This window comes from Phytohabitans aurantiacus, from assembly GCF_027923225.1.
Taxonomy (GTDB): domain Bacteria; phylum Actinomycetota; class Actinomycetes; order Mycobacteriales; family Micromonosporaceae; genus Phytohabitans; species Phytohabitans aurantiacus.
In genome coordinates, this window is the sequence record NZ_BSDI01000017.1 from 152,635 (window position 1) to 175,353 (window position 22,719).

The window sequence follows — 22,719 nt, forward strand, 5'->3', positions numbered from 1 at the left end:
TTCGACGAGCGAGGTGTAGACGTCGCCGACCAGCGTTGTGACCAGGTCGTCGCGGGTGGGGACGTAGCACCACGCTCGCCGTCTCGACGGTCGGGACCGGCGCGGGCAGCGTCGTCTGGGGCCTGTTCGGCGGTCGCCACCGGCTACGACGCGGTGGAGTTTGCCGGAGACCGCATCCGCAGCATCGTCGGGTTATTCGCATGAGCCGGCACGAGCACGGCTGGACCGCCGCCTGGACCACCTCTCCGCAGCGACCGGGTGCCGGCTTCGCCCCCAACTGGTCGCAGGAGGGCCTCGCCGGCCACACGATACGCCGGACCGTCCGGCTCGGCGTCGGCGGCGACGCGCTGCGGGCGGCGCGGCAATCAAGCGAACCAGGACGGCGGAACCGCTTACGCCGCGACCAGCTCGTTGTAGAGCCTGACGCTGGTGAGCTATCGCTGTTGTGTGAGCCAGTCGTCGAAGGTGGTCGTGGCGATGCGTGCGTCCTCGGCTGGTAGTAACACGTTTCCGGCCCATTCCGGGCCGAACAGCGCTGACCACGTCGGCACGAGCCGTACCGCGTGGCCGCGGGCCTGGTTGGTGCGCCTGGCCATGTCGACGAGGTCTTGTGTCTGCGGTCCGGCCACGTCGACGTAGCGGCCGTGTGGATCACCCACTGCGATTTCGGCGAGGATGTCTGCCACGTCCGCGGGCGCGATCGGTTGTACGAGCAGTGGTGCGATGGTGGCGACGCCGTCGTGTTCGGTCCAGCTGGTCACCGTGGCGGCGAAGTCGTGGAATTGCGTGGCCGGGACGATTGTCCACGGCAGTGGGCCGGTGCTGACGATGCTTTCCTGTTCCCGTTTGCCGGCGTAGTGTGCGTTGCCTTCGATTCGGTCGGTGCCGGCGATGGACAGCAGCACGTGGTGGCGTACTCCGGCGCGGTGCTCGGCGGCGAGCAGGTTTCGCGTGGCGGTGCCGAAGTAGGCCACCGCCTGCGCCCGGTCGCCGGCTGGCCCGTTCGTGACGTCCACGACCGACTCGACACTGTTCAGGGCGGCGTCCAGTCCTTCGCCGGTCACGAGGTCGATGCCGAGCGACCGGCTGATGCGCACGACGTCGTGGCCGTCGCGTTCTAGGGCGGCGACGGTGAGCGTTCCGATATTGCCGGTGGCGCCGGCGACTGCGACCCGCAAGATGGGTCTCCCTTCGTGGCCCCGTCGACCGTAGCGTGGATGGGGCCCTAGCGTGTCCAGCGGCGCTGCCATACGCGACTCTTCCTCGATAGGTTGTCTGATGGTCGGCACATCCACGAAACCGGTCGTCCACCTACTTGCTGGTCTTCCCGGTTCCGGCAAGTCGACCTACGCACGGGCACTGGAGAAGGACGGCGTCACACGGCTATCGGTCGATGAGAGGATCATTGCTCGGCATGGTGTGCTGGGTGCCGACTATCCCGCGAGCGTGCACTTCGAGCTGGCGAGACCGATAGTCGACGAGGTCCGGCAGGAGCTGACGCGACTTGTCCGGTGTGGACGCTCTGCTGTGCTGGATCACGCGTTGGATCGCCGATCAGAGCGTGAGGCGTACAAGAGTCTGGTATCCGCTAACGGCGGGAACTGGCGCTTGATGTACTTCAAAGCCGATAGAGGTACGTTGCTCCGTCGGCTGGCGTGTCGGTATGCCAGAGGCGGCGTCGGCGACGTTACGCCGCAAATGCTGGACTGGACGGCCGCTAACTGGGAAGAGCCCGTTGATGAGGGCGAAGAGGTTCTTGAGCAGTCGTAGCGCAGGAAACTTGGGTAGCATGCCGCAACGGGGAGATCGAGGTGCACTGATCTGCGCGCTGACATAGCGCGTGGGCTGCCTGACAGCGATCGTGCGTAGTTCGGATTAGCGTGGCGGCCATGCGCCGCGACGCGCGAGGTGATCAAGATGGTCGAGGAGTGCCGTCTCGCTTCGAGTCAGCCTCCTCCGATCGACTTCCGGCAGGGCGACAAGAGCGTCCGTAAGGTGTTCCTCACGCGGCACGTACACCATGGCGGTCGAATATTCGCGGCAGGTTGAGCACCAGGTCAAGCCGATGCAGCGTTCGTAGGACTTGTCGGACGGTGCGTAGTGGCGGGATCTGTAGGAGCGAATCTTGCCGTTGCACGCGTTGCCGTGCGCGGGACGAGTTCCATGGACGGTGCTCACCTTGGACCACATCCATCTGGAAGCCCTACGCCCCATAGTCAGATCTTCCCGTCCGACAACCGGCACCGCCATCCGGATCTGCCGCCGACCGAGTGTCGCGGTGGCACGGCCGCGCGCGGCGTGTGGCACCGAGAGGCAGGTGCTGCCTATGGTCCATGCGATTGCGCTGGTACGCGGGTGGAGTTGTGCTCAGGGTGGCGGCAGCGGCTGAAGGTTGGCGTCCGGCTTCCACCAGTATGTGTCGGGGCCGTAGTAGATGGCCCCGGCCCAGTGATGCGCGTCCTCGTGATACACGAGGTCCAAGCCGACAATCCAGACGCGTGGGACGCGACCTGGCGAACCAGCATGTGACCATTGCCGGTTGACGCGTGCCACCGCCTCGCCACGGGAAATACCGTAGCCACGCGCCATCGCGTCAACGATTTCCTCGCAGAAGGCCAGAGCCTGGTTGTCGCCGGCGCAGGGGAATGGGCCGTGCGAGCGGAACACCGACTCGTGCACCAGATACTCCTGCGGGGAACCGTCCCTGACACCCACTGCGGAGGCGTGCGTACCCGAATCTGATCCCCCAGATCCTCTTCGCGCAGGTGATACTCCGCCAGGAGGCGATCGAGGTACTCCCTTGGTCCGACCGCCTCGTAGGTGTCGTGCTCTGCTGTCGAGGCCATCGACACATCATGCCGTCCGTCGCGACGATGGCAACGTTCCAGCTGTCGTCGGGAGCCTGGTACGTGTCGCCGACGTGACCCGATTCTTCCGCATGCTCGTGGCGGGACACGGCGACGACCAAGGCATCCACCAGGCTGTGGCTACCGTCCAGGCGGCGCCGAACACCGGCCCCGCGGCACGGAGCCCGCTGGGGGCCCCACCGCCGTCGATCTCGCGCGCGGGATCGATCGCCCGATACACCGGGCGGCCACGATGGTCGCTGGACGGATAGACCTCGTCCTCGACCTCGCGTGGAGTTCGGCGGCCCGGACTGCTGGCGGACACGCTGGCCATCCTGCCGGCGCCACCTCGGACGCCCAGCAAGATCGACCGGACTGTCGCTCTGGTAGGCCATGCTGCGAGTTGGCCCGGTGCTGTCGGACTCCGCCGTATGGTGCGGATGCTGGTCGCACTGGTCGAGCTCGTTGGCGGCCGAAATGGCAGCGAGGGATCCGGTTGTGGACGGCGACATGCATCATGGCGGGGACGAGGGGGCGACTGCTCCGGCGACGAGCTGCCTGACCGTCGACTCGGCGCGTCCGGATGCGCGGCTGAGCACCCTCGGCGTGAGCCTGCGGTTGGCCATAAGGCCGGTCAATATCTCTGTGAAGTCCTGTCGCATCAGCGCACGCTACCGGTACCGGCGCCCGGCATGACGTTCTAGCGCGACAGCGCGGAGGTTAGTACGTCGCGCAGACTCGACCTCGGGTTCGCCACCGGCCCTCGATGTACGGGTGAGGGGCTTTCGTTGCTCGCTGAACGCGCCGATTGGGTGCGGTTCCCGATCGGCGTCTCGCGGACACGGAGAGACGTCAGCCCAGGTGCCGGGCGAAGAACCGCACGGTGCTGTCCAGCTCGAATGCCGGGATGTCCCCGTGCTTGCCGGGGTTGGCGTGCAGCGTCTTCTGCGTGGAAGCAAAGGCGTCGAACAGCGCCAAGCTCTCGGCTCGCGGTACCCGCTCATCGTCCCACTGCACCAGGAACTCCACCGGGACGGTGATCCGTGCGGCGGTCTCGGCCGACACTACGGCCCCGGCCAGGCCCAGCACCGCCGCGCGGACCCGGGGCTCGGCGGCAACGAACGGAACACCGAGTCCACAACCCAACGACAAACCCCAATAGCCCACCGGACCCGCGCCGACATGGTCGAGTTTTTGGACCGCGTCCAGGACCGCCCGCCACTCCACGACGGTCGGGCCAGCCACGAGCGCCTGGAAATCAGCGATCAGCGAAGCCAGATCCTCTCCGGCATCCATGCGCGCCTGATGCTCGGTCGCGATCCGGTCGAATTCCTCATCCCTGGGCCGGTCACCATGGCCCGTCACGTCGACCGCCACCACCGCGAAACCACACTCGGCCGCGAAGCGGCGGGCACGAACCGTGATGCCGGGGGCCATCTTGTGCTGCCCGCCGCCGTGTCCCATCAGGATCAGGGCACGCGCACCAGCGGCGCCATCCGGCGTCCACAGCATGCCCGGGATCTCACCGAGCGTGAAGAGCTGTTCGCGGACGCCATCGGACGACGTCTCAGAGGTGAAGCGCATAGCGTTCCAGCCTTCGCGATACCCGCTCTTGTCGCAGTCCGCTGCTCATCACATGCCGTAGCGTACGTCGGCCGCTCCGAGGCGGCCGTCGGTCGTCTCCGCGGAGGCCAGCCTTCGGAGTATCGCCATGTCGGTGATGTCCTTCTGTCGCCATGGCCGGCCGTTGCGCAGGCGGGGGAACTGCTCCTTCATGGCGAGCATGCCGGAGACACTCATGGCCAGGACCGGCGTGCCGTCGAGCGTCACGGGCTCCTCGCCGAACGAGCCTGGCGGGAACAGCCAGTCGGAGAACCGCCCAAGGGGCTGGCTGAACGTTCCGTCTGGCCAACGATCAAAGTAAGCGGTGCTGAACGAAACCTCGCCCGACGTGAACTCGCAAGCCTCCTCTGGCGGTTGAGTCGGCAGAGCCGTGGCGCCCGCTTCTACGAGAAGCGCCTTGGAGCGCTCGGCATGAATACGCTCAACCCAGAACTCCACGTCGCCGTGCTCACGCGTAATCCGGCCGATCCTCGCATCAAGTCCCCAGCCTCCGAACAGCCACGCTGGGATATCGCCCGCCTCCAGGACCGCGACGACCTCGCGAATAACACGCAACTGCCCTCCGGTCTTGTCTTCCATGGTGCGATCCTGCCACGCAGGTGGACTGGCTACCCGCCCGCTGGCGCCAGTGGCCGAACCTATCTGGACCACGCCGCTGCCCACGACATCAGCGCACTCGAAGCGATCCGCGTGGTGCTATCCGGTCCCGCGCTGGTCCACGTCGAAAACCACGTGAACGAAGCCCGTCAGACGGCCGACGGCGCTCGGCAATGATCGTGGCGGTGCTGGCGGGGGGAAGCGAGGCGCGCCGACCACACCGCAGTGCGTTCGCCGAGCAGATCGGTGTCGAGATAGGTGTCGGCATGCAGCGCGGCGACGCGTCCGGCATCACCGACTCCGGCAGGGCTGAAGATGATCGGGCGGTCAGGGCGAGCGACCGGGGTGCGGGGGAGTGGGACACAGTGACAAACTCCTCTACTCGCGGCTTACCGGGCACCCCGCCGGCGAGCGGCGGATGCCGGCCAGCAAGCCGCGGTGTGCGCGCCTGGTCAAATGGCGGGCGGGTCTACATGCCGATGGTTCCGTCGATTCGTTCGCGGAGGAGGTCGGCGTGCCCGTTGTGGCGGGCGTACTCCTCGATCATGTGAATGAGGACCCAACGCAGTGAGACGGTGCCGCGCCAGGTGTCGTGGCCTTCGACGTCCAGGTCGCGGGCTTTGGCGATGAACGTGTCGGCGAACGTGACCTCGTCGTGCCAGGCTCGGCGGGCTGCGGCGATGACGGTGGGGTCGGGTACCGCGTCGTCGAAGTCGCCGTCCGGGTTGGTTTGGGACGAGAACCGCGGGGGCGCGTGTTGCCCTGCCAGGACCTGGCGGAACCAGCGGCGCTCCACGTCGGCGAGATGTCGGATGAGGCCGAGAAGCGACAGGGTTGATGGCGGCACTGTACGGCTGGCCAGGGCCTTCTCGACGTCGGAGCATTTCAGCGTGAGTGTGTTGCGCTGGGCTCGCAGCATGTCGTGCAGTAGCTGCCGTTCGTTGCCGTTGGCGGGTGTGGTGAAGCGGCGGTCGTCGACGGCGGGGAACAGCCCTGCCCTCCTACGCGTGCTGTACGGCTGTGCATTGACCGGCGCCTCGGCGGCGTAGAGCGGGAGTCGCTTCGTCAGAGCGGTAATCCGGTTACGCGGGCCGTACGCCGCGACGGCGACGTAGTCGATCTCGTCCGCGGGCGTTGCGGCGAGGGCGGCCATGTAGCCGTCGTAGGTCCGGGCCTGTCGGGCGACCTCGTTGAAGCCCACAGTGATCAGGTCGCCGTTGGCGCGAGCGATGCGGTGCAGGTCGCGGAGTTGATCGGCGGTGGCGCTCAGGATGGGCACCGGATGGGGGTTCAGCCCCGCGTGCAGCTCGCCGGATCCGTCCTTGGCGTCGGCCGCTGCTGGATGGGGCAGCCGTCCGCCGAGGCTCAACGCCAGCACCGCTGCGGCGTTGGCCGCCGATGCGGCCGGCAGGTCGGCACGCAGGACGATCACGAGTTTTGTTGTCAGGGTCACGGGGCTGTACTCCAGAGCGGTCGGAGATTGATGGTGCGGCTGCGTCGGCGAGTGGTGGCTAAGGTCAACGGTGGCCATCCCGGATGCGTTGGCGGGCCCAGGAGCGGGCGGCGTCGGCCGGGGTCGAGCCGGTGGCGCGGGCGGTATGCAGGATGTCGGTGAGGGTGCTAGCGATGCCGCGGAGCCGGACGGCGGCCTGGGCGGAGGTCTCATGGTGCAGCTCCACGGCGGTGGCGTGGATGATGCCGCCCGCGCTGACGACGACGTCCGGTGCCCAGAGGATGCCACGCTCGTGCAGCAGGTCGGCGGTGGCCGCGGCGTCGAGTTGATTGTTGGCTGGTCCGGCGATCGCGGCGCAGCGCAGCGTCGGCACCGAGCGCGCCGTCAGCACGCCGCCGAGCGCCGCGGGAACGAGCACGTCTACATCGGCTGTCAGGCAGCCCTGCGGGCTGGCCCAGGCGGCACCGGCAGCGTCGGTGAGCGTACGTCGACCCTCGTCGATGTCACCGGCGATCAGGGTCGCGCCGGCGTCGGCGAGCATCCGTAGCACGTGGCCGCCGACGCGACCGAGGCCGAGTACGGCGAAGCTGCGTGCGGACAGGTCGGCCGAGCCGAATCGCTCAGCACACAGAGCGTGCAGCGCGGCGAGCACACCGACGGCGGTGTGCTCAGAGGAGTCGCCGCTGCCGCCGTGGTCCACCGGTCGGCAGAACGCATGCGGGGTCCGTTCGGCGATCGTGACCATATCGGCCGGTCCGGTGCCCACGTCGGGACCGGTGGCGTAGGTGCCGGCCAGGCCGGCGATGACGTCGCCCACGTCGTGCAGCACAGCCCTGCGACCGGCCGCGTCGAGTGTCCTGCCCGGGGGTAGGGCGACGACGGTCTTGCCGCCACCATTGGGTAGTCCGGCCAGTGCGCACTTGTCGGACATAGCGGCGGAGAGCCGCAGCGCGTCGGTGAGCCCGTCCCGCCAGTGCGGGTAGTGCGCGAGCCGGCAACCACCGATGGCCTGCCCGAGCGCGGTGGAGTGCACCGCCACCACGATCGGCAGGCTGGACCGCGCGCCCCGCCTGACGACGACGTGTTCGTGCATAACCTCGGTGTCGATGTCGGTCGCGACCACGATGGCTCCCTGTCTTGCGCTCGTCGAAACGACACCGACAGTAGTGAGATGGCCGGCGTAGGCCGGCGCTCAGCGAACGTTATTCGGAGGAGATGGCAAGATTTCGGTCGTGGACGAACTTGATACGGCGATCATCCAGCACCTGCAAACACATGCGCGACAGACCAACCGCGAATTGGCCCGCGCGGTCGGCATCGCACCGTCCACGTGCCTCGAGCGCGTGCGCTCCCTACGGGAGCGCGGCGTGATCACCGGATACCACGCCGAGATCAATCTCACCGCTCTGAACCGCGGGGTTCAGGCCCTGCTGCACGTACAGGTCCGGCCTTTGAGCCGCACGGTGATCGACGGCTTCAAGAAGTACACGATGGGGCTGCCCGAGGTGGTGTCGGTGTTCGTCGTGGCCGGTGGCGACGACTTCCTCGTTCACGTCGCGGTGCCCAGCGTGGACAGCCTGCACGCATTCCTCATGGACAAGTTCAGCGGACGCCGCGAAATTGTCGGATTCCGCAGCTCGGTCATCTACCAACACGCCCGAAAGCAGGTCATCGAACCACTTGACTTGTGAGGAAGCGAAGCGCGGGGCCGACCAGCCAGAATGTGCACGGCCCGCTGTGGGACCTGGCCGAGGACGCGGACTCCGCACGGCTGATCGAGACGACCCTGCGGTCCGGCAAGCCGGTCGCCCTGGTGTGTCATGCCCCCGGCGTCCTGCGCCACCGGTCAACGAGGACGGCACGCCGCTGGTGCGCGGCAAACGCGTCACCGGGTTCGCCAACTCTGTAACCAGCTGAAGTGTGGGCCGGCTACAGCCGCGCTGTTCACTGGGCTTCGGGGATGGCTCTGAGATCCCACACGCTGACCGGCGCCTGCGGACCAGTGAGCCGGTGCCAGGCGGGGTGCATCGGGACAGTGGCCGTCAGCACGCGGCGGCGTGTCCTGCCTTCCACTTTATGAATCGGGAGGACGTCGGCAGCTGTGGTGCGTACGGTGGCCGCGGTGGTGTGTCTCAGAATGAGCCGTAGGGTGTCGAGACCGTCGGGCCCGCCACCCTCGTGCAGATGCCGTTGGTCGGGTTCGACGCCCTCCAGGATGGACGCTGGGCGCTGCGGTGGGTTGACGGCAAGCAGGTCGGCGTCGAATCGGGCGAGCTCGCGGAAGTCGAGTTGACGGGCCGTCAGCCGCGCAGGGGAAAGGTCTGCGATGGTGCGGGCCACGTTGGCGCGCGTGAGTTCCACCGCGGCGGGGTCGGCGTCGATCGCCAAGACGTGGTCGGCTCCTGCCCGCAGAGCGGCGATGGTGATGAGTCCAGCACCGCAGCCCGCATCGACGACCGTGCCGCCGACGCAGTCACCCATGGCGGCCGCGAGCAGAGCCGAGAACCGCGAAGGCGCGTGGACGCCTGGCGCGACGGGCAACGAAGCGCCGAGAACGAACCAGGAATGCCAGTCGCTCATCGCTCCGCCAGCCGTCGCCGCAGGAGGGCGCGAACGCTCGGCCACTCCGGCGCGACGACCGAGAAGATCGCGGAGTCGCGCAGTAGCCCGTCCTCACCCGGCGCCCACGATCGTGACCACCTGCGGAGCACACCCTCGAACGACGCGCCGGTCGCCGCGATGCTTGCCCGAGAGCGGGCGTTGCGGGCGTCGGTCTTGAGGTCGACCCGTTGGACGCGCCAGTTGTCGAAGGCGTTGGCGAACAGCAGCAGCTTGGCCTCGGTGTTGACGCCGGTGCCCTGCGCCTCGGCGGCCAGCCAGGTGAAGCCAATCTCGATGGCGTACAGCTCGTCGGTGCCTGAGCGTCGTCGCGGATTCCAGTACGCTGTGGCGCCGACCGCTCGACCGGTTTCGATCGCGATCTGAGCGTACGGCGTCAGCAAACCGTCGGTGGCCCGTCGCAGTTGCGCATCGATGTACTCGGTGACCTGCTCAGGAGTCGGCACCCAGGTCCAGCCGAAGCTTTCCCGGTCCCGTCCGACTGCGGCGGCGAGATCGCTAGTGTGCTCGTGGGTCAGGGGCTCGAGGCGAACGAGTGAGCCTTCGAGGACTGGTTTGGGCAGGACCACGCCGCGCTCCCGAGTCGTGTCTTGTCCGGCACCCATGCGCCGGACCTGGTCATCACCCGGAGCACCCACCCACGACCGAGGGGGTTGCCGGCCAGCAAGCCGGGGCTTAGCACTGGCACTCGTGACGCGATGGAGATTATCACCTCAGCAGCCGCCGGGTTCCTGAGCCAGTACGCACACAAGTAGTCGCGAGGGTGACCGCGACCACGCCCAAGGCTCCGACTGCACCAGGGGTCCTGGTGCGGAATCCCGTTCGCCACCGCCGAGCGATACCGCCGCCCCGTGGTCGCGGATCTCGATCCGGACCCCGGACTGCCTGCATCTGAACGTGTGGGCTCCCGAGCGGCCGACCGCCAACGCGCTTCCGGTGGCCGTGTACCTGCATGGCGGCGGATTCGAGCACCGCGCGAACACGCAGATCACCTCGAACGCCGCCGGCCTCGCCGCGTCGGGGCGCACCTTCGGAGGCGACCCCGATGACGTCACCGTCTTCGGCCACAGCGCCGGCGCCTGCTGCGCCCTCGGGCTGCTCGGGGCATCCTTCGCGGACGGCCTGTACCGGCGACTGGCCGGGTTCTCCGGCGCGCCATCGCGTCTCGTCCCGGCCTGGTGGGCCGAGGAACTCGCCTCGGCGTCGTCCTGGACGCCGAAGCACGGCCAGCGACGACATGGGCTGGTGAGTGACCAACGACCTCGACCCGTTCGCCCCGCACACCGTCGACCGCGTCACCGACGAAGTCGCGGGGTGGCGCACTCCCGCTCCCGTGCCAAGACGATCGTCGATGGCTTTGACGAGGGCGGCCGTACCCCCTGCCGAGGTCCGCGCCGCGCTCCTGACGGACTACATTTTTCACGCTCCCCCAGCCCGCGGCGCTCTAGCCAACGCCGCCGCAGGCGGCCACGCCCATCTCCTTGCGATCGGACCGGCCGCGGGCGCCCCCGCCGTGCACGGCACCGAGATGCACGCCCTGGTCGGCCAGGAACAGCCGGGCCGCAGCCCCGAACAGGCCGGCCGTGACACGCGTATCCGCGACATCGTGCTCGACTTCGTCACCGGCGAGCAGACCCGCCTGTGGCCCGCTGTCACCGACCGGCCCACCTCGGGAAGTGCCGGCAACCTCCCCTACGAGCCCATCAGCCGCGTTTGTGGGTGTGGTTCGCACCGACTCTGCTTGTACGTCCGTCGGGGGCTAAGCCCGTGGGAGTGGTTGTCGGGCTTCGGTGCTCCGAAGCGGCTGAGAGATTCGATGCGCAGCGAGCCGAAGACTTCGGCGTTCGTCTCCGCGACGGAGCCGATCAGCTTCGGGAGGTCCGGCTTGCGGATGCCAACTCCTGTGGCCGGAAGCGATGGACTCAGCGCTCCGTGAGCTTGCGCGCGAGCATGTCGGCGCGATGCGCGACCGCAGTGGCGAGCTGCTCGATCCTCCCGTTTCCGTATGGATCGGTGGGCACGGCGGCGTCGAGGAGTCGAAGGCTCTCTTCCACATCTTTGACGTAGACGGCGATCAGCGAGAGTTGGGTCGGCCTCAGGTGGGCGGTCGAGGGGGCACGGTATCGGCCAGGAAAACCTCGACGGTGGCGCGCAACGAATGGGCGGCGTGGACGCGTTCGGCGAAGGAGGCGTGTGGGTCGTGGACGTCGGCGGCGTTGCGCTTGATCGTCGCGAGCGACAGTCGGACGGCAACGCGGGCGTCTCGGGCGCGTAGCCAGTTGAATCCGTAGCCAATCACCGGGGCGCCGGAGCTGAAGCCGATCACACCGGAGATCAGGTTCACCGAGATCGGATCAGCATCCAGTATGGATGGAACGCCGCGGATTCTCGGTCCGTAGGTCGCAGAGGCCGCGCGTGCACGACAGCGGCCCGCCGGCGAACCCCGCGCCCTCCGACAACCGGCCTGAACGTCGTTTTAACAGTCGTCTCAGGATCGCTCAGTATGAAGTAGGCATCGCCGTCCGACGCGGGTCTCGGCTTCGTCGGCATGGCCGAACGCGCCGCGCTTCACGGCGGCACGGTCAGCGCCGGCCCCGTACCGGATGGCCGCGACCCTGAAAGGCAGCCATTCATGATCTCTGTACTCGTGGCGGACGCCCAGCCGCTGCAGCGCTTCGGCTTTCGCATGCTGCTGGAGAACACCCCCGACACCGAGATCGTCGGCGAGGCTGAGAACGGCGCCGAGGCCGTTCGTCGGATCACCGAGCTGCGTCCCGACGTGGTGCTGATGGACATCCGCATGCCGGGCGTCGACGGGATCGAGGTCACCCGGCGCATCGTCGCTGCCGGTGGGCGTTCGCGGGTCCTGGTGCTGACGACGTTCGACGTGGACCGGTACGCGTTTGCCGCGCTGCGGGCCGGGGCGAGCGGTTTCCTGCTCAAGGACATCCGCCCGGAGGAGCTGCTCGCCGGCATCCGGGCCGTCGCCGCCGGGGATGCGGTGATCGCGCCGGCGCTGACTCGGCGGCTGCTCGACGCGTTCGCCGACCGGCTCGACGATGACCTCTGCGGGCCCGTGCGGGAGGATCCCCGGCTGGACTTCCTGACCGACCGCGAGCGCGAGGTCCTCATCGCCATCGGCCACGGCCTCACCAACGGTGAGATCGCGCAACGGTTCACGCTGTCGGAGTCGACGGTGAAGACCCACGTCGGGCGGGTCCTCGCCAAGATCGGCGCGCGGGATCGGATCCAGGCCGTCATCCTCGCTTACAACCTGAGACTCACCCGGCCGGTTTAGCACTTCATCTCGCGGGTCCGTCGAGGGCGCGACCGCCCGTTCAGTGCGGACGTGTGTGAGCTCAGAGCCGTTTTCGGCTCGTCGACCTCGGTGAGCTCACACACGTTCGACGCGTCCTCAGGACTTGCGGGGGGAGACTGTCATGATGCCAATGCACATCTCGTCGCTGGTGCCGTCGCCCCACACCACGTAGCGGGGCGGCAGCTTCTTCAGCTGCGGCAGCTGTTTGCGCAGCCCCGCGTCGTGCGTACACGTCACCCGCAGCGTGTCTCCCGGACCGATCTCCACCGGGGACGGCAGCTTCATCAGCCGCTGGTTGTCGAAGTCGAACTGCGGCACGTCCAGCACGACCTTGGCGTTCGGCGTGCCCGGGTTGAGTTCGACCTTTATGGCCCGCCCGAGCATGTGCATGTGGCCGAAACCGGCGAACAGCGTCATCGGCGCCTCCACCTCGTGGTCGCAGGTCTGGGTGTCACCGGGCTTCGGCGCGCCGCCCTGGTTGCATTCCTCCACCTGACGGTCCGCCATCTCGCCGACCTCCGGCCCGAACCGCTTCGTCACGTCCGCGATCGAGGTCGCCCGGTCACAGAGCGGACCCGACTCGTCGGCGGCGCAGGGCAGGTCGGTCGGCGCGTCGAGCGACCACGTCTCGAGTTCCCGGGTCTGCGGCGTGCCGTCGGTCAGCCGCAGCCGCACCGCCGAGCGGTCCGACCCGGCCGGCTTGCCGTCCGTCGCGAGCAGGTTGTAGTGGATCTGGAGGACGAGCAGGCTGCCCGGCTCCAGCTTGTAGCCGGCGTCCTGGGTAAGCAGCGTCTCCGTGGCGCCCGGCGCCCAGGTGTCCACCCACGCCGCGTCCCCCTCTTCGACCTCGGCGCCGGCCACGCCGGTCCCGCCGAAACACTGCCAGCCGAGACCAGGGGTCTTCGCGTTCTGCTTGCGCACCGCGGCAGCGCCGCCCGGCGGCACCGCGTACACGATGGCGTGGTGTGCGATGGCGACGTTCTCCGGTGCGAATTGGGTGCCGGTCAGGAACGCCGTCTTGGTCAGGCCCGGATCGATCATCTGGCATCGGTACTCGTCCGTGCCGCCCTCCGGCGGCGTGGGCGTGTAGGCCTCGGCCATCTTCACGTCCAGGAACCGCTCGCCGGCGCGCAGCGGCTGCGGTGGAGCCGACGACCCGCCCGAGTGCGCGCTGTGTGGGCCGGCCGCTGGGGGCGCCGCACTGTCGGCGTCCGACCCGCAGGCGGCGACAGCGGCGAACGCCGCCACCAGCGTCATGGCGCCCGCCGCGAACTTCCACCGTGGACAGTCAGGTTTCCTCATAACTCGAACGCTAGGCCCGATTCCGTCTTGTCTCGTCGTACCGCGGTCGTCATCGTCGGGACGGAGGCGGTACCGCGGTACTACAGAAGCCGCCGGCGGCGTACACGACGAGGTTCATGGTTCCTTCCGTTGGAGGTATGTCAGGACGGCGCGGACCCGGCGGTGGTCGTCGGTGCTGTCGGCGGGCAGGTCGAGCTTGGTGAAAATGGCGTTGATGTGTTTGCCGACGACCTTCTCGCTGATGGTCAGCGCCGTGGTGATGGCGGCGTTGGAGCGGCCTTCGGCCATCAGGGCGAGGACTTCGCGTTCGCGGGGGGTGAGCCGGGTCAGCGGGTCGTGGCGACGGGTGAGCAGTTGCCGGACCACTTCGGGGTCGATGACGCAGCCGCCGGCGGCGACCCGCTGGATGCCGTCGACGAACTCGGCGACGTCGAGGATGCGGTCCTTGAGCAGATAGCCGACCCCGCCGGTCTCGGTCGATTCGAGGAGTTTGGCGGCGTACGCGGTGGCGACGTACTGGCTGAGGACGAGCACCGGTAGGCCCGGGTGTCGCACGCGGAGGGCGACGGCGGCGTGTAGTCCTTCGTCGGTGTAGGAGGGCGGCATGCGGACGTCGGTGACTACCACGTCGGGGCGTTGGGCGTCGACGGCGTCGGCGAGTGCGGCGGCGTCACCGACGGCGACCACGTGGTGGTGGAACCGGGCGAGGAGCGCGACGAGGCCCTCGCGAAGGAGAACCGCGTCGTCCGCGAGGACTACGCGCATGGCAGTTCGACTCGCAGGACTGTCGGTCCGCCGGGCGGGCTCGACAGGGTGAGCGTGCCGCCGTGCGCGTCGACTCGGTCGGCGAGACCCGCCAGCCCGGTGCCTGCGCCCGGATCCGCGCCGCCGACCCCGTCATCGCGTACCTCGACGCCGAGGTGCGCGCCGGTGAGCCCGCCGGTGATGAAGATCTGGGTCGCGCTGGCGTGTTTGGCGGCGTTCGACAGCGCCTCGGCGACGACGAAGTACGCTGCGGACTCCACTGTGGACGGTAGGCGGTGGGGCAGGTCGAGCGCGACGGTCACCGGCACGGACGCGCGGTCGACGAGTTCGGCGACCGCGGCGGGCAGGCCGAGGTCGGTGAGGACGTGCGGGTGGATGCCGCGGATCAGCTCGCGCAGCTCGGCCAGGGCGGCCTTCGCCTCCTCGGCCGCCTGGTTGATGAGCGCCCGGGCGGCTTCGGGCCGGTCGTCGAACTCCAGTTGGGCGCCGACCAGCGTCATGCCCAGCGCGAGCAGGCGTTGTTGGGCGCCGTCGTGCAGGTCGCGTTCGATGCGGCGGCGCTCGACCTCGAACGCGTCGACCAGGCGGGCGCGTGACCGGGTGAGCAGGCGGAGCGTCTCGCCGGGCCCGGGTGCCAACAGCAGGCGGGCCACCTTGGCGTGGGCGATCGCGGCGAGCGGCACCGCGTAGATCGCGAAGAACGCGACGACCAGCAGGGCGAGGCCGGCGAGTACGGCGACGAGCACGCCGACGACGACATCGAGCCCGTCGGAGGAGACGCCGGTGGCCGGATCGGTCGCGGTGCGGCTCACGGTCAGGTTGACCGACCCAAGCGCCAGGATCGGGGCGGCCAGGAGGACGAGCGCCGCCACGTCGAGCGCCAGCAGCACCGTGGCGTGCAGCCCCAGATAGGCCAGTTCCCGCCAGGTCACCGCCTCCCTGTACCGGAAACGCAGCCACGCGATCGGCCCGGGCCGGTCGGGACGGCGGTGTGGGTCGGGCGGCGGTGGGCCGCCGAGCAGCGTCACCCGCCGCCGTTCCAGCGCCGCGAGGGGACGTGTCAGCGCCGGTGCCGCGACGACGGCGCCGAGCACGAGCGCCACTGGAATCCAAACCAGACTCAGGGCGCCAATCACGGCGCCGGAGAGCACGTAGGCAAGTGTCCGCAGCGGCCACAGCGAGGCGAAGAAGCGCAGCGGCTTGCTCCGCAACGCCTGCCATGCCGTGTCCGCCATGACCACTACCGTAGACGTGCTGGTGGGTTCGGGCATGGGTGCTGGCCCTCCCCCCGAGATGGGGGTGCGCGCTCCTGTGCCCGCCCGGCTCGACGGCTTGTATGGAGCCCGTGACGACAACTTCCATCGAGTGCCAAGGGCTGCGCAAACGCTACGGGCGCACGGTCGCCGTCGACGGGCTTTCGTTCACCGTGGAGCCGGGCCGGGTGACCGGGTTCGTCGGACCCAACGGGGCGGGCAAGTCCACGACGATGCGCGTGATCCTCGGGTTGGACGCGCCGGACGCCGGGACCGCCCTGGTCTGCGGCCAGCCGTACCGCAGCCTGCGCGCCCCGTTGCGCCGGGTCGGCGCGCTGCTGGACGCCGGTGCCATCCACCCCGGGCGTCGGGCGCGCGACCATCTGCTGTGGATGGCACAGTCGAACGGGCTGCCACCCAAACGGGTGGACGAGGTGCTCGAGGGCGTCGGGTTGGCGTCGGTAGCCCGGCGCCGGGCCGGTGGCTTCTCCCTCGGTATGAAGCAGCGACTCGGCATCGCGGCGGCGCTGCTCGGTGACGCGCCGGTGCTGCTGTTCGACGAACCGGTCAACGGTCTCGACCCCGAGGGCATCCACTGGATCCGCGGGCTGCTGCGCGGGCTCGCCGGACAGGGGCGGGCGGTGTTCGTCTCCAGCCACCTGATGAGCGAACTGGAGGACACCGCCGACCACCTCATCGTCGTGGCCCGGGGCCGGCTCGTCGCCGACATCAGCGTCGCCGACCTCCTCGCCCGGGCGTCCGGCGACCAGGTCTTGTTGCGCACCGCGCGGCCGGCCGAGGCGATCGCCACCCTCACCGCCGGCGGCGCCACGGCCGCGCTGACCGGTCCCGAGACGGTCACCGTCACCGGCCTGCCCGGTGAGCGGATCACCGCCCTGCTCGCCGGCCTGCCCATTTCCGAGCTGACCGCGTACCGCGCATCGCTCGAACAGGCATACCTGGAACTCACCCGCGACGGGGCCGAGTACACCGCCGCGAGGGTCGCATGACAGCGGTCCTGCGGTCCGAGTGGACGAAGTTCCGCACCGTGCGCTCGACCGTGTGGTGTCTGCTGGCCGCGGTGGGCATGATCGTGGTACTCGCGGTGCTGCAGTCGTCGGGAAGCACCGGCCCGCCGCGGACCGACGCCGGGCCCGCCGACCGGTTCCAGTTCGTGTATCAGCCGACGGCCGGCAACGTCACGATCGTCGCCCACGTGCGCGCCCAGGACGCGAGCCACCCGTGGGCCAAAGCCGGCGTCATCATCAAGGAGGGTACGGCGTACGCGGCGGTCATGGTCACCCCCGACCACGGCGTGCGGATGCGCACCGGCACCACCACGGACCTCGCCGGCAGCCGTACACCCGCGCCGCGCTGGCTCAAACTCGCTCGCGCCGGCAACACCATCACCGGCTACGAGTCCGCAGACGGCGCCTCCTGGCGGACGGTCGGTGCCGTCACGCTCGACGGCCTCCCGCAGGTGGCCGAGGTCGGCCTGTTCGTCACCTCGCCTGACGAGGAACGGGTCTCGGGCACCCCCACCGCCAAGCGGCAGCAGGCGATCCACACCGTCGGACGGGCCACGTTCGACGCGGTGACCATCACCCCGAAACCGGCCGCCGAGTGGAGCAGCCAGGACGTGGCCCCGCCGGCCGAACCGCCCGTGCCCGGACGAACGCGGGCTCCCGAGCCACCGGCCGGCAGCACGTCCCGAGCCGGTGACATGTTCACCGTGACCGGCTCCGGCGAACTCGGCCGACCCCAGCCCGTCGAAGACTCCACCCGCGTCGACGCCGTCCTCGGCGCGGTCATCCTGAGTGTGATCCTCTTCGTGACGGCGGGCACGCTGTACATGACGGCCGAGTATCGGCGGAACCTGACCTGGACGACCTTCGCCGCGATCCCACAGCGGGGCCGGGTCCTCGCGGCCAAGGCGCTCATCCTCGGCGGCGTCACGTTCCTGGCCGGCCTGGTCGCCACCGGGGCCGCGTTCTGGCTCTCCCAGCCGATCCTGCGTGACCACGGCTACCGCGCGCCGGCCTTCCCGGACCCGTCCACCACGACGGTCGTGCGTGCCATCGTCGGCGGCGCGGCGTTCCTCGCCCTCATCGCACTGTTCAGCCTCGGTGTCGGCGTGATTTTGCGACGTACCGCCAGTGTCATCACCAGCGTCGTCGCCCTGGTGTTCGTCCCGCAGGTCGTCGCGCCGTTCCTGCCACCGACCGCCGGATCCCGACTGCTGGGCGTCACGCCGATCGCGGGCATGTCGATCGGGTACCCGTGGAGCGGCGTGGCCGTGCTCGCCGGCTATGCCGCGGCCGCCCTGAGTGTCGGGTACTGGCTCCTGCGTAGGCGCGACGCATGATCCTGCGCGCCGAATGGACCAAGCTACACACGGTACGCAGTACCGCATGGCTTGCCCTTGCCACCGTCATCACGACGACGGGACTGGGTGCCGCCGCGTCGGCACTGACGGCCGGTGGCGATCTCGCGAAGGCCAGCCTCTCCGGCGTCTACTGCGGACAGGTTGTCGTCGTCGTGCTGGCCGTCCTGGCCATGACGAACGAATACGCCAGCGGCCTGGTCTGCACCACCCTCGCCTGCGCACCGCGCCGGACAAGGGTGCTCATCGCAAAGGCCGTGGCGGTCACCGCGACCGCTGCTGGCGCCGGCCTGCTCGGCGTGGCCGGATCGCTGGTCGCCGCCCGAATCCTCTTGCAGGATAAGGGATTCACCGCGACGGCCGGACCCACCCTGCGCGCGGCCGCCGGGACGGTGCTCTACCTCGGCCTCATCGCCCTGCTCAGCCTCGGCATCGCCACCGCGCTTCGGCACACCGCGCCGGCCCTGACCACGGTCTTCGGCCTGCTCTACCTGTTTCCACTGTTCGGCCAGCTCATCAGCGACGAACGCTGGCACGCGCGGATCGAACAGTATGCCCCAATGCCCGCCGGGCTCGCCGTGCAGGCGACCACCAACCTCGGCGACGTTCCCGTCGGACCGTGGACCGGTCTCGGCACGCTGGCCGCCTACGCCGGCACCGCCCTGCTGTTCGGTGCCGCCCTGTTCATCACCCGCGACGCGTGAAAGAGACACACCAAATGACCAAACGAACCGTGACGATCATCGTGGTCGCTGCCGTGGCCATCCTCGGACTCCTGATCGTCCTTTGTGGAGTTCTTCCGTTGGGGACGACGAAGGCAGGCCCATGAGGGTCGCGAACCGGTCGGTGCGGTCGGCATTGCCGTCATACAAGGTCGCCGGGGTGGTCAGGCTTCGGGGACCACGTCCAGTCCGGCCCGGCGGCGGCGTGCCCGCAGTAACCGACCACAGTGGACATTTCTGTCATGCGCATGGCCGTGGACACCAACGTTTTCGACGTCATCCGGGCTTCCTGTCGCTGCTGCGCCGCTCGGCGTCGCCGCGGATCGTGAACATGTCCAGCACCGTCGGCTCGCTGACCCGCCAGACGACACCGCCGCCGTTCGCGACGCCCCCATCACCGCGCTCGTGCTGATGCCGACAAGCGCCAGGCATGCCGAAGTTAGCGCGTCGTATCAGGCCTTCCACAGTCAAACGGTGAACGTTTACCATCCGTCTCTACTGGCTCGGGGCAGTGGCGCTACTCTCTGTGCTACAACTCGCGGGAATAGAGGGGGAAACCTTGTTGGGTGGCCCGTATCACCTGACGGGTGTTGCGGCGGCGGGGTCGGTGGCCCGGGCGGCTGCGGCGATTCGGTTAGCGGTTGAAGGTGTCCCGGCTGTGCTGGCGTTGGATGCCGGCCGTCATGAGTTCGTGCGCGTGCCGGGCCTGCCGGCGGAAATCGCCAACCAGGTCATGCTTTCCGGCGACGGTCGGCGGCTACTCCTGATCGCGCCCCACGGCACGCCGCGACACCCGATCCTGCCCAAGCCGACCGGGTTGTGTGTGCACGATCTGGCCACCGGCCGGCAGCGCTGGTATCCAGGCGATGTGGACGGTCGAGACGTCGCCGTGGCGCTGTCGCCGGATGGAGCTTTGATTGCCAGCCTGTGCACGCCCTGGGATCCCGACGATGACAGCGACGATAGTGGTCTGGCGGCGATCGGGCTTACCGACACAGTGACTGGACAGCGTCGTCGACTGTGGGCCACCCGCGGTGGCCATTCCGCTCAGAGCACGATCAGCTGGTCACCGACGGGCCGGTACATCGCCGTCACCTATCTGGTGTACGTGGCCGACCGTGATGATGTGTACTGCCAAACCTCGGTGGTTGATCTGGGCGGCAGCGTGTTGTGGCAGCGCCTGGACGCCGAAATCCCGCACGCCTCCAACGGCGCCTGGCTCGACGAGCATCGCCTTGTAGCCGGTCTGGACGACATCGTCGATGACGAAATGTATCGGCGGCTTGTCGCCGTCGACGTTACGACTGGACAGCAGCACCTGCTCGTCGACGGGGCGCGCGTTTTCCCCGAGGCTGTCCACGACAGCCGTTTCATCATCCGGGAGAACACCGGGCGCTCCGACCCGCCGTGGGTGACCACCAACCTCGACTACAGCCGACCGGAACCGCTGCTGATGGTCGACCGCCGCGTCACGATCTGCGGCTTCGACATCGCCCGGCGAGCCAACTCGACTCACTGACCACACATGCCCCAGGGGCGGCCCGTCACCGGAGCCCGCCGCGCGTACATCGGCGAGGTTCACCAGCAATGGCCCGCTCGGCAACGCAGCACGATCACGCCGCTAGCAAACGGACTCTCTTGCCGATGACAGTGATGGCGGACAGCAGTTCCGTAGATTGTTGAGGCTACGTTAATTACAGATCGTGTGTCTCGTTGGTTCGTGGGCCGGCTTGGTCCCACACCCGCACCGTGTAGTCGTCGCTGCCGGAGACGATGATCGGACGGCCATCCAGTTGCCCCACCGCCACCGCAGTCACCGACCGGTGCTGGGCCCGCGGCGCCGGCCGGTGACGCGCGGCAGTTGGCCGCGCGCTCTGTGCCGCCGCGGTCACTTGGGCCACAGCTCCCATGGCCATACCCGCCACGGGGCGTCGATCTGCATGTCGCCCCAGACGAAGACCGCAGCGCAGGAGGCGGTGTCCGTCCGGCGCGCGGTGATCCGCACCTGCCGGATCGGCGGCGCGACCGGCTCGGAGGTCACCTCCTGCGGCGGTCCGTACTCGACAGTGCCGGAGGCCACCGGGTCGTCGCCGACGAAGATCTGCCACGCCACCCGGGCACCGGCGCAGCCGTCGCGGACGGACACGTAGCCGGCCGTGCCGCGGACCGCGCCAGGGCTGTGCGGCTTGACGGTCGTCTCCGTCGTCGCGCCGGCTGGCACTGTCCAGGTCCAGTCCTCGCGGCGCCACAGACAGCCGGGGGACTCGATGTCGCTGCACGCCGAGCCCTCGATGACCGGCCTGGTGCCGGACACGAACCCGATCCCGCGGGTGTGCGCGTTGACTGCCAGGAAGACCGGCGTGTACCACAGAATCACGAAGATCAGCACCTTACCCAGGCCGTCGGCGACCTCGCCCAGTTGGTACCACCAGTGGGAGTCCCGGAAGGATTTGGCGGCTGGCGGCTCTGCCAAGGCGCACCCCCCTTCGACGACCTCTTCCAACTATGGCCGTCGATCGCAAGCGCCCGCGGGCTTCAGCCTTCGTCGAAGACGGCGAGCGCGTCAGCCCTCGTATGCACGTGTGGCCGGAACCAGCGACTCCTCATGGCCGTACGGGCCGGAGTCCGCGCCAATAACGGGCTCGTAATCGGGGTGCCCCAACGACACGCGTGACGGGCGCGTCCCAGGACCTCCGGATAGCGCCGGCCGGGTCAAGGGGGGTGACACGGGCCTGCCCGGCGCGCCGCGTCAAGTGCGCGCTCTTGCCGAGATGAGGGCGTCGGCATCGCATATCCGACTCAAGGCTCCCGATCTTCAGATGCATTGGTGACTGTGAGGGCGGCGGACGCATGGCCGTCGTAGCAGGGTTGTGGTGTAGCGCCGAGGAGGGCTGTCGGGCGATGGCAGCATCGCAAGATCAGATAGCGGGCGACGAACAGTTGACCCCAGAGGAGAGGGGCCGGCTCTGGGCGCACGGCCTCCATCTCGGCACAATGCTGTTCCAGCGAGCAAACATCTTCCTGGTTGCAGAATCTTTGTTGCTGGTTTCTTACACCAGCATGCTTGCCGCACTTCCGACGTTCCGGTCTGATCGACCGGCGGTTACGGATCGTGTCATAGCAGGATTCGGACTCCTGCTGACACTCGCTTGGATGTATGTCGGCCACCGACATCTCCAATATTACCGCTTGGTATTTGTAAGGATTCGCGAGCACCTTCCGGAATATCGGGCATTGCGAATGCAGTGGCGAAAGCGTGGTGCGAGTTCGCTACCCATTCTCACATATGCCTTGCCGTCCCTCGCTGGCGTGCTCTGGGTACTCCTACTCGTCCTCACCTGGCGCTAAGTGTCAGCTGATACCTCTGGAGACTCACTTATCTGCCGCTGGGCGCTTGGGCAAAGGCGCCGGTGGTCGCGGTCGTGCGCAAGCGGTGTCGTGGAAACTCACTGGCCGGTCACGCGCACCTGCGACACGCTGTGTGCGATGGGCATGTTGGGTCTGATCGCCAGCCGGGTCGCCGCTGGCGCCACCGTCGAGTTTCGTCCGAGCGGATCATCCATGGTTCCGTTGATCCGGAGTCGTCAACTGGTGACCGTGGCCCCGGTCGACCCCGCGAGGGTCGAAGTCGGTGACATCGTGCTGGCGAAGGTAGCCGGCACGATCTACCTACACCTGGTGTCGGCGGTCGACCCGACCGGCCGTGTCCAGATCAGCAACAATCGTGGGCGGGTCAACGGCTGGACGAATCATGCGAGGGTCTACGGCATCTGCATCGCGGTGGATGGAGCCGACCGGCCACGCATCGACGGCAAGCTCCGTGATCAGCCGTGATGG

The 22,719-nt window shown here is 68.6% G+C and carries 26 protein-coding genes, 2 pseudogenes and 1 riboswitch; of the genes and pseudogenes, 9 read left to right on the top strand and 19 right to left on the bottom strand.

The genetic code is table 11. The features are described from left to right. Positions 1 to 434 precede the first annotated feature (434 nt). Positions 435 to 1,178, bottom strand: coding sequence for an SDR family oxidoreductase (locus tag QMG73_RS19510; RefSeq protein WP_281897650.1), 744 nt, complete (start codon positions 1,176 to 1,178; stop codon positions 435 to 437). A 100-nt stretch (positions 1,179 to 1,278) separates the two neighbouring features. Here QMG73_RS19510 and QMG73_RS19515 point away from each other — a divergent pair, with 100 nt between their 5' ends. After that, the gene (locus tag QMG73_RS19515) at positions 1,279 to 1,770 is read left to right on the top strand and encodes an AAA family ATPase (protein ID WP_281897653.1); all 492 of its coding nucleotides are present in this window, start codon (positions 1,279 to 1,281) and stop codon (positions 1,768 to 1,770) included. A gap of 597 nt (positions 1,771 to 2,367) precedes the next feature. On the opposite strand, the gene QMG73_RS19520 is transcribed toward QMG73_RS19515, so the two are convergent. The 6 genes and pseudogenes from QMG73_RS19520 to QMG73_RS19540 form a co-directional block, all read right to left on the bottom strand. Continuing rightward, a complete protein-coding gene (locus QMG73_RS19520) occupies positions 2,368 to 2,679 on the bottom strand; it encodes a hypothetical protein (protein ID WP_281897655.1) in 312 nt (103 codons plus the stop codon). Positions 2,680 to 3,698: 1,019 nt separating this feature from the next. Next, entirely contained in the window at positions 3,699 to 4,358 is a 660-nt protein-coding gene (locus QMG73_RS19525) for a dienelactone hydrolase family protein (RefSeq protein WP_281897657.1), read from the bottom strand. A 120-nt stretch (positions 4,359 to 4,478) separates the two neighbouring features. Further along, positions 4,479 to 5,048 carry a nucleotidyltransferase domain-containing protein gene (locus QMG73_RS19530; protein ID WP_281897660.1) on the bottom strand — a complete coding sequence of 190 codons (570 nt, stop codon included), beginning with the start codon at positions 5,046 to 5,048 and terminating at the stop codon, positions 4,479 to 4,481. Positions 5,049 to 5,535: 487 nt separating this feature from the next. Further along, on the bottom strand, positions 5,536 to 6,057 hold the full coding sequence (locus QMG73_RS46595) for a DinB family protein (RefSeq protein WP_456107253.1): 522 nt from the start codon (positions 6,055 to 6,057) through the stop codon (positions 5,536 to 5,538). Between the two features lie 66 nt (positions 6,058 to 6,123). Beyond that, positions 6,124 to 6,597, bottom strand: a pseudogene (locus QMG73_RS46600) (DUF2000 domain-containing protein); the annotation flags it as partial. Beyond that, a complete protein-coding gene (locus tag QMG73_RS19540) occupies positions 6,584 to 7,642 on the bottom strand; it encodes a Glu/Leu/Phe/Val dehydrogenase dimerization domain-containing protein (RefSeq protein WP_281897665.1) in 1,059 nt (352 codons plus the stop codon). The gene QMG73_RS19540 and the pseudogene QMG73_RS46600, both read right to left, overlap by 14 nt. 109 nt (positions 7,643 to 7,751) lie before the next feature. On the opposite strand from QMG73_RS19540, the gene QMG73_RS19545 reads away from it, so the two are divergent. Continuing rightward, the gene (locus tag QMG73_RS19545) at positions 7,752 to 8,210 is read left to right on the top strand and encodes an Lrp/AsnC family transcriptional regulator (RefSeq protein ID WP_281897667.1); all 459 of its coding nucleotides are present in this window, start codon (positions 7,752 to 7,754) and stop codon (positions 8,208 to 8,210) included. 253 nt (positions 8,211 to 8,463) lie between these two features. On the opposite strand, the gene QMG73_RS19550 is transcribed toward QMG73_RS19545, so the two are convergent. Then, the gene (locus QMG73_RS19550) at positions 8,464 to 9,099 is read right to left on the bottom strand and encodes a 50S ribosomal protein L11 methyltransferase (RefSeq protein WP_281897669.1); all 636 of its coding nucleotides are present in this window, start codon (positions 9,097 to 9,099) and stop codon (positions 8,464 to 8,466) included. Next, complete coding sequence (locus tag QMG73_RS19555; protein ID WP_281897671.1) at positions 9,096 to 9,743, bottom strand: GNAT family N-acetyltransferase; 648 nt, start codon at positions 9,741 to 9,743, stop codon at positions 9,096 to 9,098. Before QMG73_RS19555 ends, QMG73_RS19550 begins: the two co-directional genes overlap by 4 nt. Further along, positions 9,720 to 9,834, bottom strand: a riboswitch (SAM riboswitch). Its footprint overlaps the gene before it by 24 nt. Before the next feature lie 171 nt (positions 9,835 to 10,005). Between QMG73_RS19555 and QMG73_RS46390 the strand changes: the two are divergent. Continuing rightward, positions 10,006 to 10,284: pseudogene (locus QMG73_RS46390) on the top strand (carboxylesterase family protein); the annotation flags it as partial. A 298-nt stretch (positions 10,285 to 10,582) separates the two neighbouring features. Here QMG73_RS46390 and QMG73_RS19560 read toward each other — a convergent pair. The 3 genes from QMG73_RS19560 to QMG73_RS19570 form a co-directional block, all read right to left on the bottom strand. After that, positions 10,583 to 10,870 carry a hypothetical protein gene (locus QMG73_RS19560; protein WP_281897674.1) on the bottom strand — a complete coding sequence of 96 codons (288 nt, stop codon included), beginning with the start codon at positions 10,868 to 10,870 and terminating at the stop codon, positions 10,583 to 10,585. Between the two features lie 190 nt (positions 10,871 to 11,060). Continuing rightward, the gene (locus tag QMG73_RS19565; protein WP_281897676.1) at positions 11,061 to 11,192 is read right to left on the bottom strand and encodes a hypothetical protein; all 132 of its coding nucleotides are present in this window, start codon (positions 11,190 to 11,192) and stop codon (positions 11,061 to 11,063) included. A gap of 41 nt (positions 11,193 to 11,233) precedes the next feature. Beyond that, positions 11,234 to 11,482, bottom strand: coding sequence for a hypothetical protein (locus tag QMG73_RS19570; RefSeq protein ID WP_281897677.1), 249 nt, complete (start codon positions 11,480 to 11,482; stop codon positions 11,234 to 11,236). Positions 11,483 to 11,770: 288 nt separating this feature from the next. Between QMG73_RS19570 and QMG73_RS19575 the strand changes: the two genes are divergently transcribed. Then, positions 11,771 to 12,436, top strand: coding sequence for a response regulator (locus tag QMG73_RS19575; protein WP_281897680.1), 666 nt, complete (start codon positions 11,771 to 11,773; stop codon positions 12,434 to 12,436). 117 nt (positions 12,437 to 12,553) lie between these two features. Here QMG73_RS19575 and QMG73_RS19580 read toward each other — a convergent pair whose 3' ends face one another. The 3 genes from QMG73_RS19580 to QMG73_RS19590 all read right to left on the bottom strand — a co-directional run bounded on the left by QMG73_RS19580 (position 12,554) and on the right by QMG73_RS19590 (position 15,759). Then, positions 12,554 to 13,759, bottom strand: a complete 1,206-nt coding sequence (locus QMG73_RS19580) for a monooxygenase (protein WP_281897683.1) — start codon at positions 13,757 to 13,759, stop codon at positions 12,554 to 12,556. Positions 13,760 to 13,873: 114 nt separating this feature from the next. Then, positions 13,874 to 14,524, bottom strand: a complete 651-nt coding sequence (locus tag QMG73_RS19585) for a response regulator (RefSeq protein ID WP_281897685.1) — start codon at positions 14,522 to 14,524, stop codon at positions 13,874 to 13,876. Then, the gene (locus QMG73_RS19590; protein WP_281897687.1) at positions 14,515 to 15,759 is read right to left on the bottom strand and encodes a sensor histidine kinase; all 1,245 of its coding nucleotides are present in this window, start codon (positions 15,757 to 15,759) and stop codon (positions 14,515 to 14,517) included. Before QMG73_RS19590 ends, QMG73_RS19585 begins: the two co-directional genes overlap by 10 nt. A 110-nt stretch (positions 15,760 to 15,869) precedes the next feature. On the opposite strand from QMG73_RS19590, the gene QMG73_RS19595 reads away from it, so the two are divergent. The 3 genes from QMG73_RS19595 to QMG73_RS19605 are packed head-to-tail and all read left to right on the top strand — an operon-like array spanning position 15,870 to position 18,864. Next, positions 15,870 to 16,787: an ABC transporter ATP-binding protein gene (locus tag QMG73_RS19595; RefSeq protein WP_281897689.1), complete on the top strand. Its 918-nt coding sequence runs from the start codon at positions 15,870 to 15,872 to the stop codon at positions 16,785 to 16,787. Continuing rightward, positions 16,784 to 18,142: a DUF1349 domain-containing protein gene (locus QMG73_RS19600; protein WP_281897691.1), complete on the top strand. Its 1,359-nt coding sequence runs from the start codon at positions 16,784 to 16,786 to the stop codon at positions 18,140 to 18,142. The genes QMG73_RS19595 and QMG73_RS19600 overlap by 4 nt, the downstream gene beginning before the upstream one ends. Continuing rightward, entirely contained in the window at positions 18,139 to 18,864 is a 726-nt protein-coding gene (locus QMG73_RS19605) for an ABC transporter permease (protein ID WP_281897693.1), read from the top strand. Before QMG73_RS19600 ends, QMG73_RS19605 begins: the two co-directional genes overlap by 4 nt. A 160-nt stretch (positions 18,865 to 19,024) precedes the next feature. Here QMG73_RS19605 and QMG73_RS19610 read toward each other — a convergent pair whose 3' ends face one another. Both QMG73_RS19610 and QMG73_RS19615 read right to left on the bottom strand, forming a co-directional pair. After that, positions 19,025 to 19,162 carry a hypothetical protein gene (locus QMG73_RS19610; protein ID WP_281897694.1) on the bottom strand — a complete coding sequence of 46 codons (138 nt, stop codon included), beginning with the start codon at positions 19,160 to 19,162 and terminating at the stop codon, positions 19,025 to 19,027. After that, positions 19,159 to 19,347 carry a hypothetical protein gene (locus QMG73_RS19615; protein ID WP_281897697.1) on the bottom strand — a complete coding sequence of 63 codons (189 nt, stop codon included), beginning with the start codon at positions 19,345 to 19,347 and terminating at the stop codon, positions 19,159 to 19,161. The genes QMG73_RS19610 and QMG73_RS19615 overlap by 4 nt, the downstream gene beginning before the upstream one ends. Positions 19,348 to 19,444: 97 nt before the next feature. On the opposite strand from QMG73_RS19615, the gene QMG73_RS19620 reads away from it, so the two are divergent. Continuing rightward, positions 19,445 to 20,401 carry a WD40 repeat domain-containing protein gene (locus QMG73_RS19620; protein ID WP_281897699.1) on the top strand — a complete coding sequence of 319 codons (957 nt, stop codon included), beginning with the start codon at positions 19,445 to 19,447 and terminating at the stop codon, positions 20,399 to 20,401. Positions 20,402 to 20,576: 175 nt separating this feature from the next. Here the strand turns inward: QMG73_RS19620 and QMG73_RS19625 are convergent, their stop codons facing one another. Next, the gene (locus QMG73_RS19625; RefSeq protein WP_281897701.1) at positions 20,577 to 20,699 is read right to left on the bottom strand and encodes a hypothetical protein; all 123 of its coding nucleotides are present in this window, start codon (positions 20,697 to 20,699) and stop codon (positions 20,577 to 20,579) included. 71 nt (positions 20,700 to 20,770) lie between these two features. Beyond that, the gene (locus QMG73_RS19630; protein WP_281897702.1) at positions 20,771 to 21,355 is read right to left on the bottom strand and encodes a hypothetical protein; all 585 of its coding nucleotides are present in this window, start codon (positions 21,353 to 21,355) and stop codon (positions 20,771 to 20,773) included. A gap of 1,013 nt (positions 21,356 to 22,368) precedes the next feature. Here QMG73_RS19630 and QMG73_RS19635 point away from each other — a divergent pair. Beyond that, on the top strand, positions 22,369 to 22,716 hold the full coding sequence (locus QMG73_RS19635) for a hypothetical protein (RefSeq protein ID WP_281897704.1): 348 nt from the start codon (positions 22,369 to 22,371) through the stop codon (positions 22,714 to 22,716). The last annotated feature ends 3 nt before the right edge of the window (positions 22,717 to 22,719 follow it).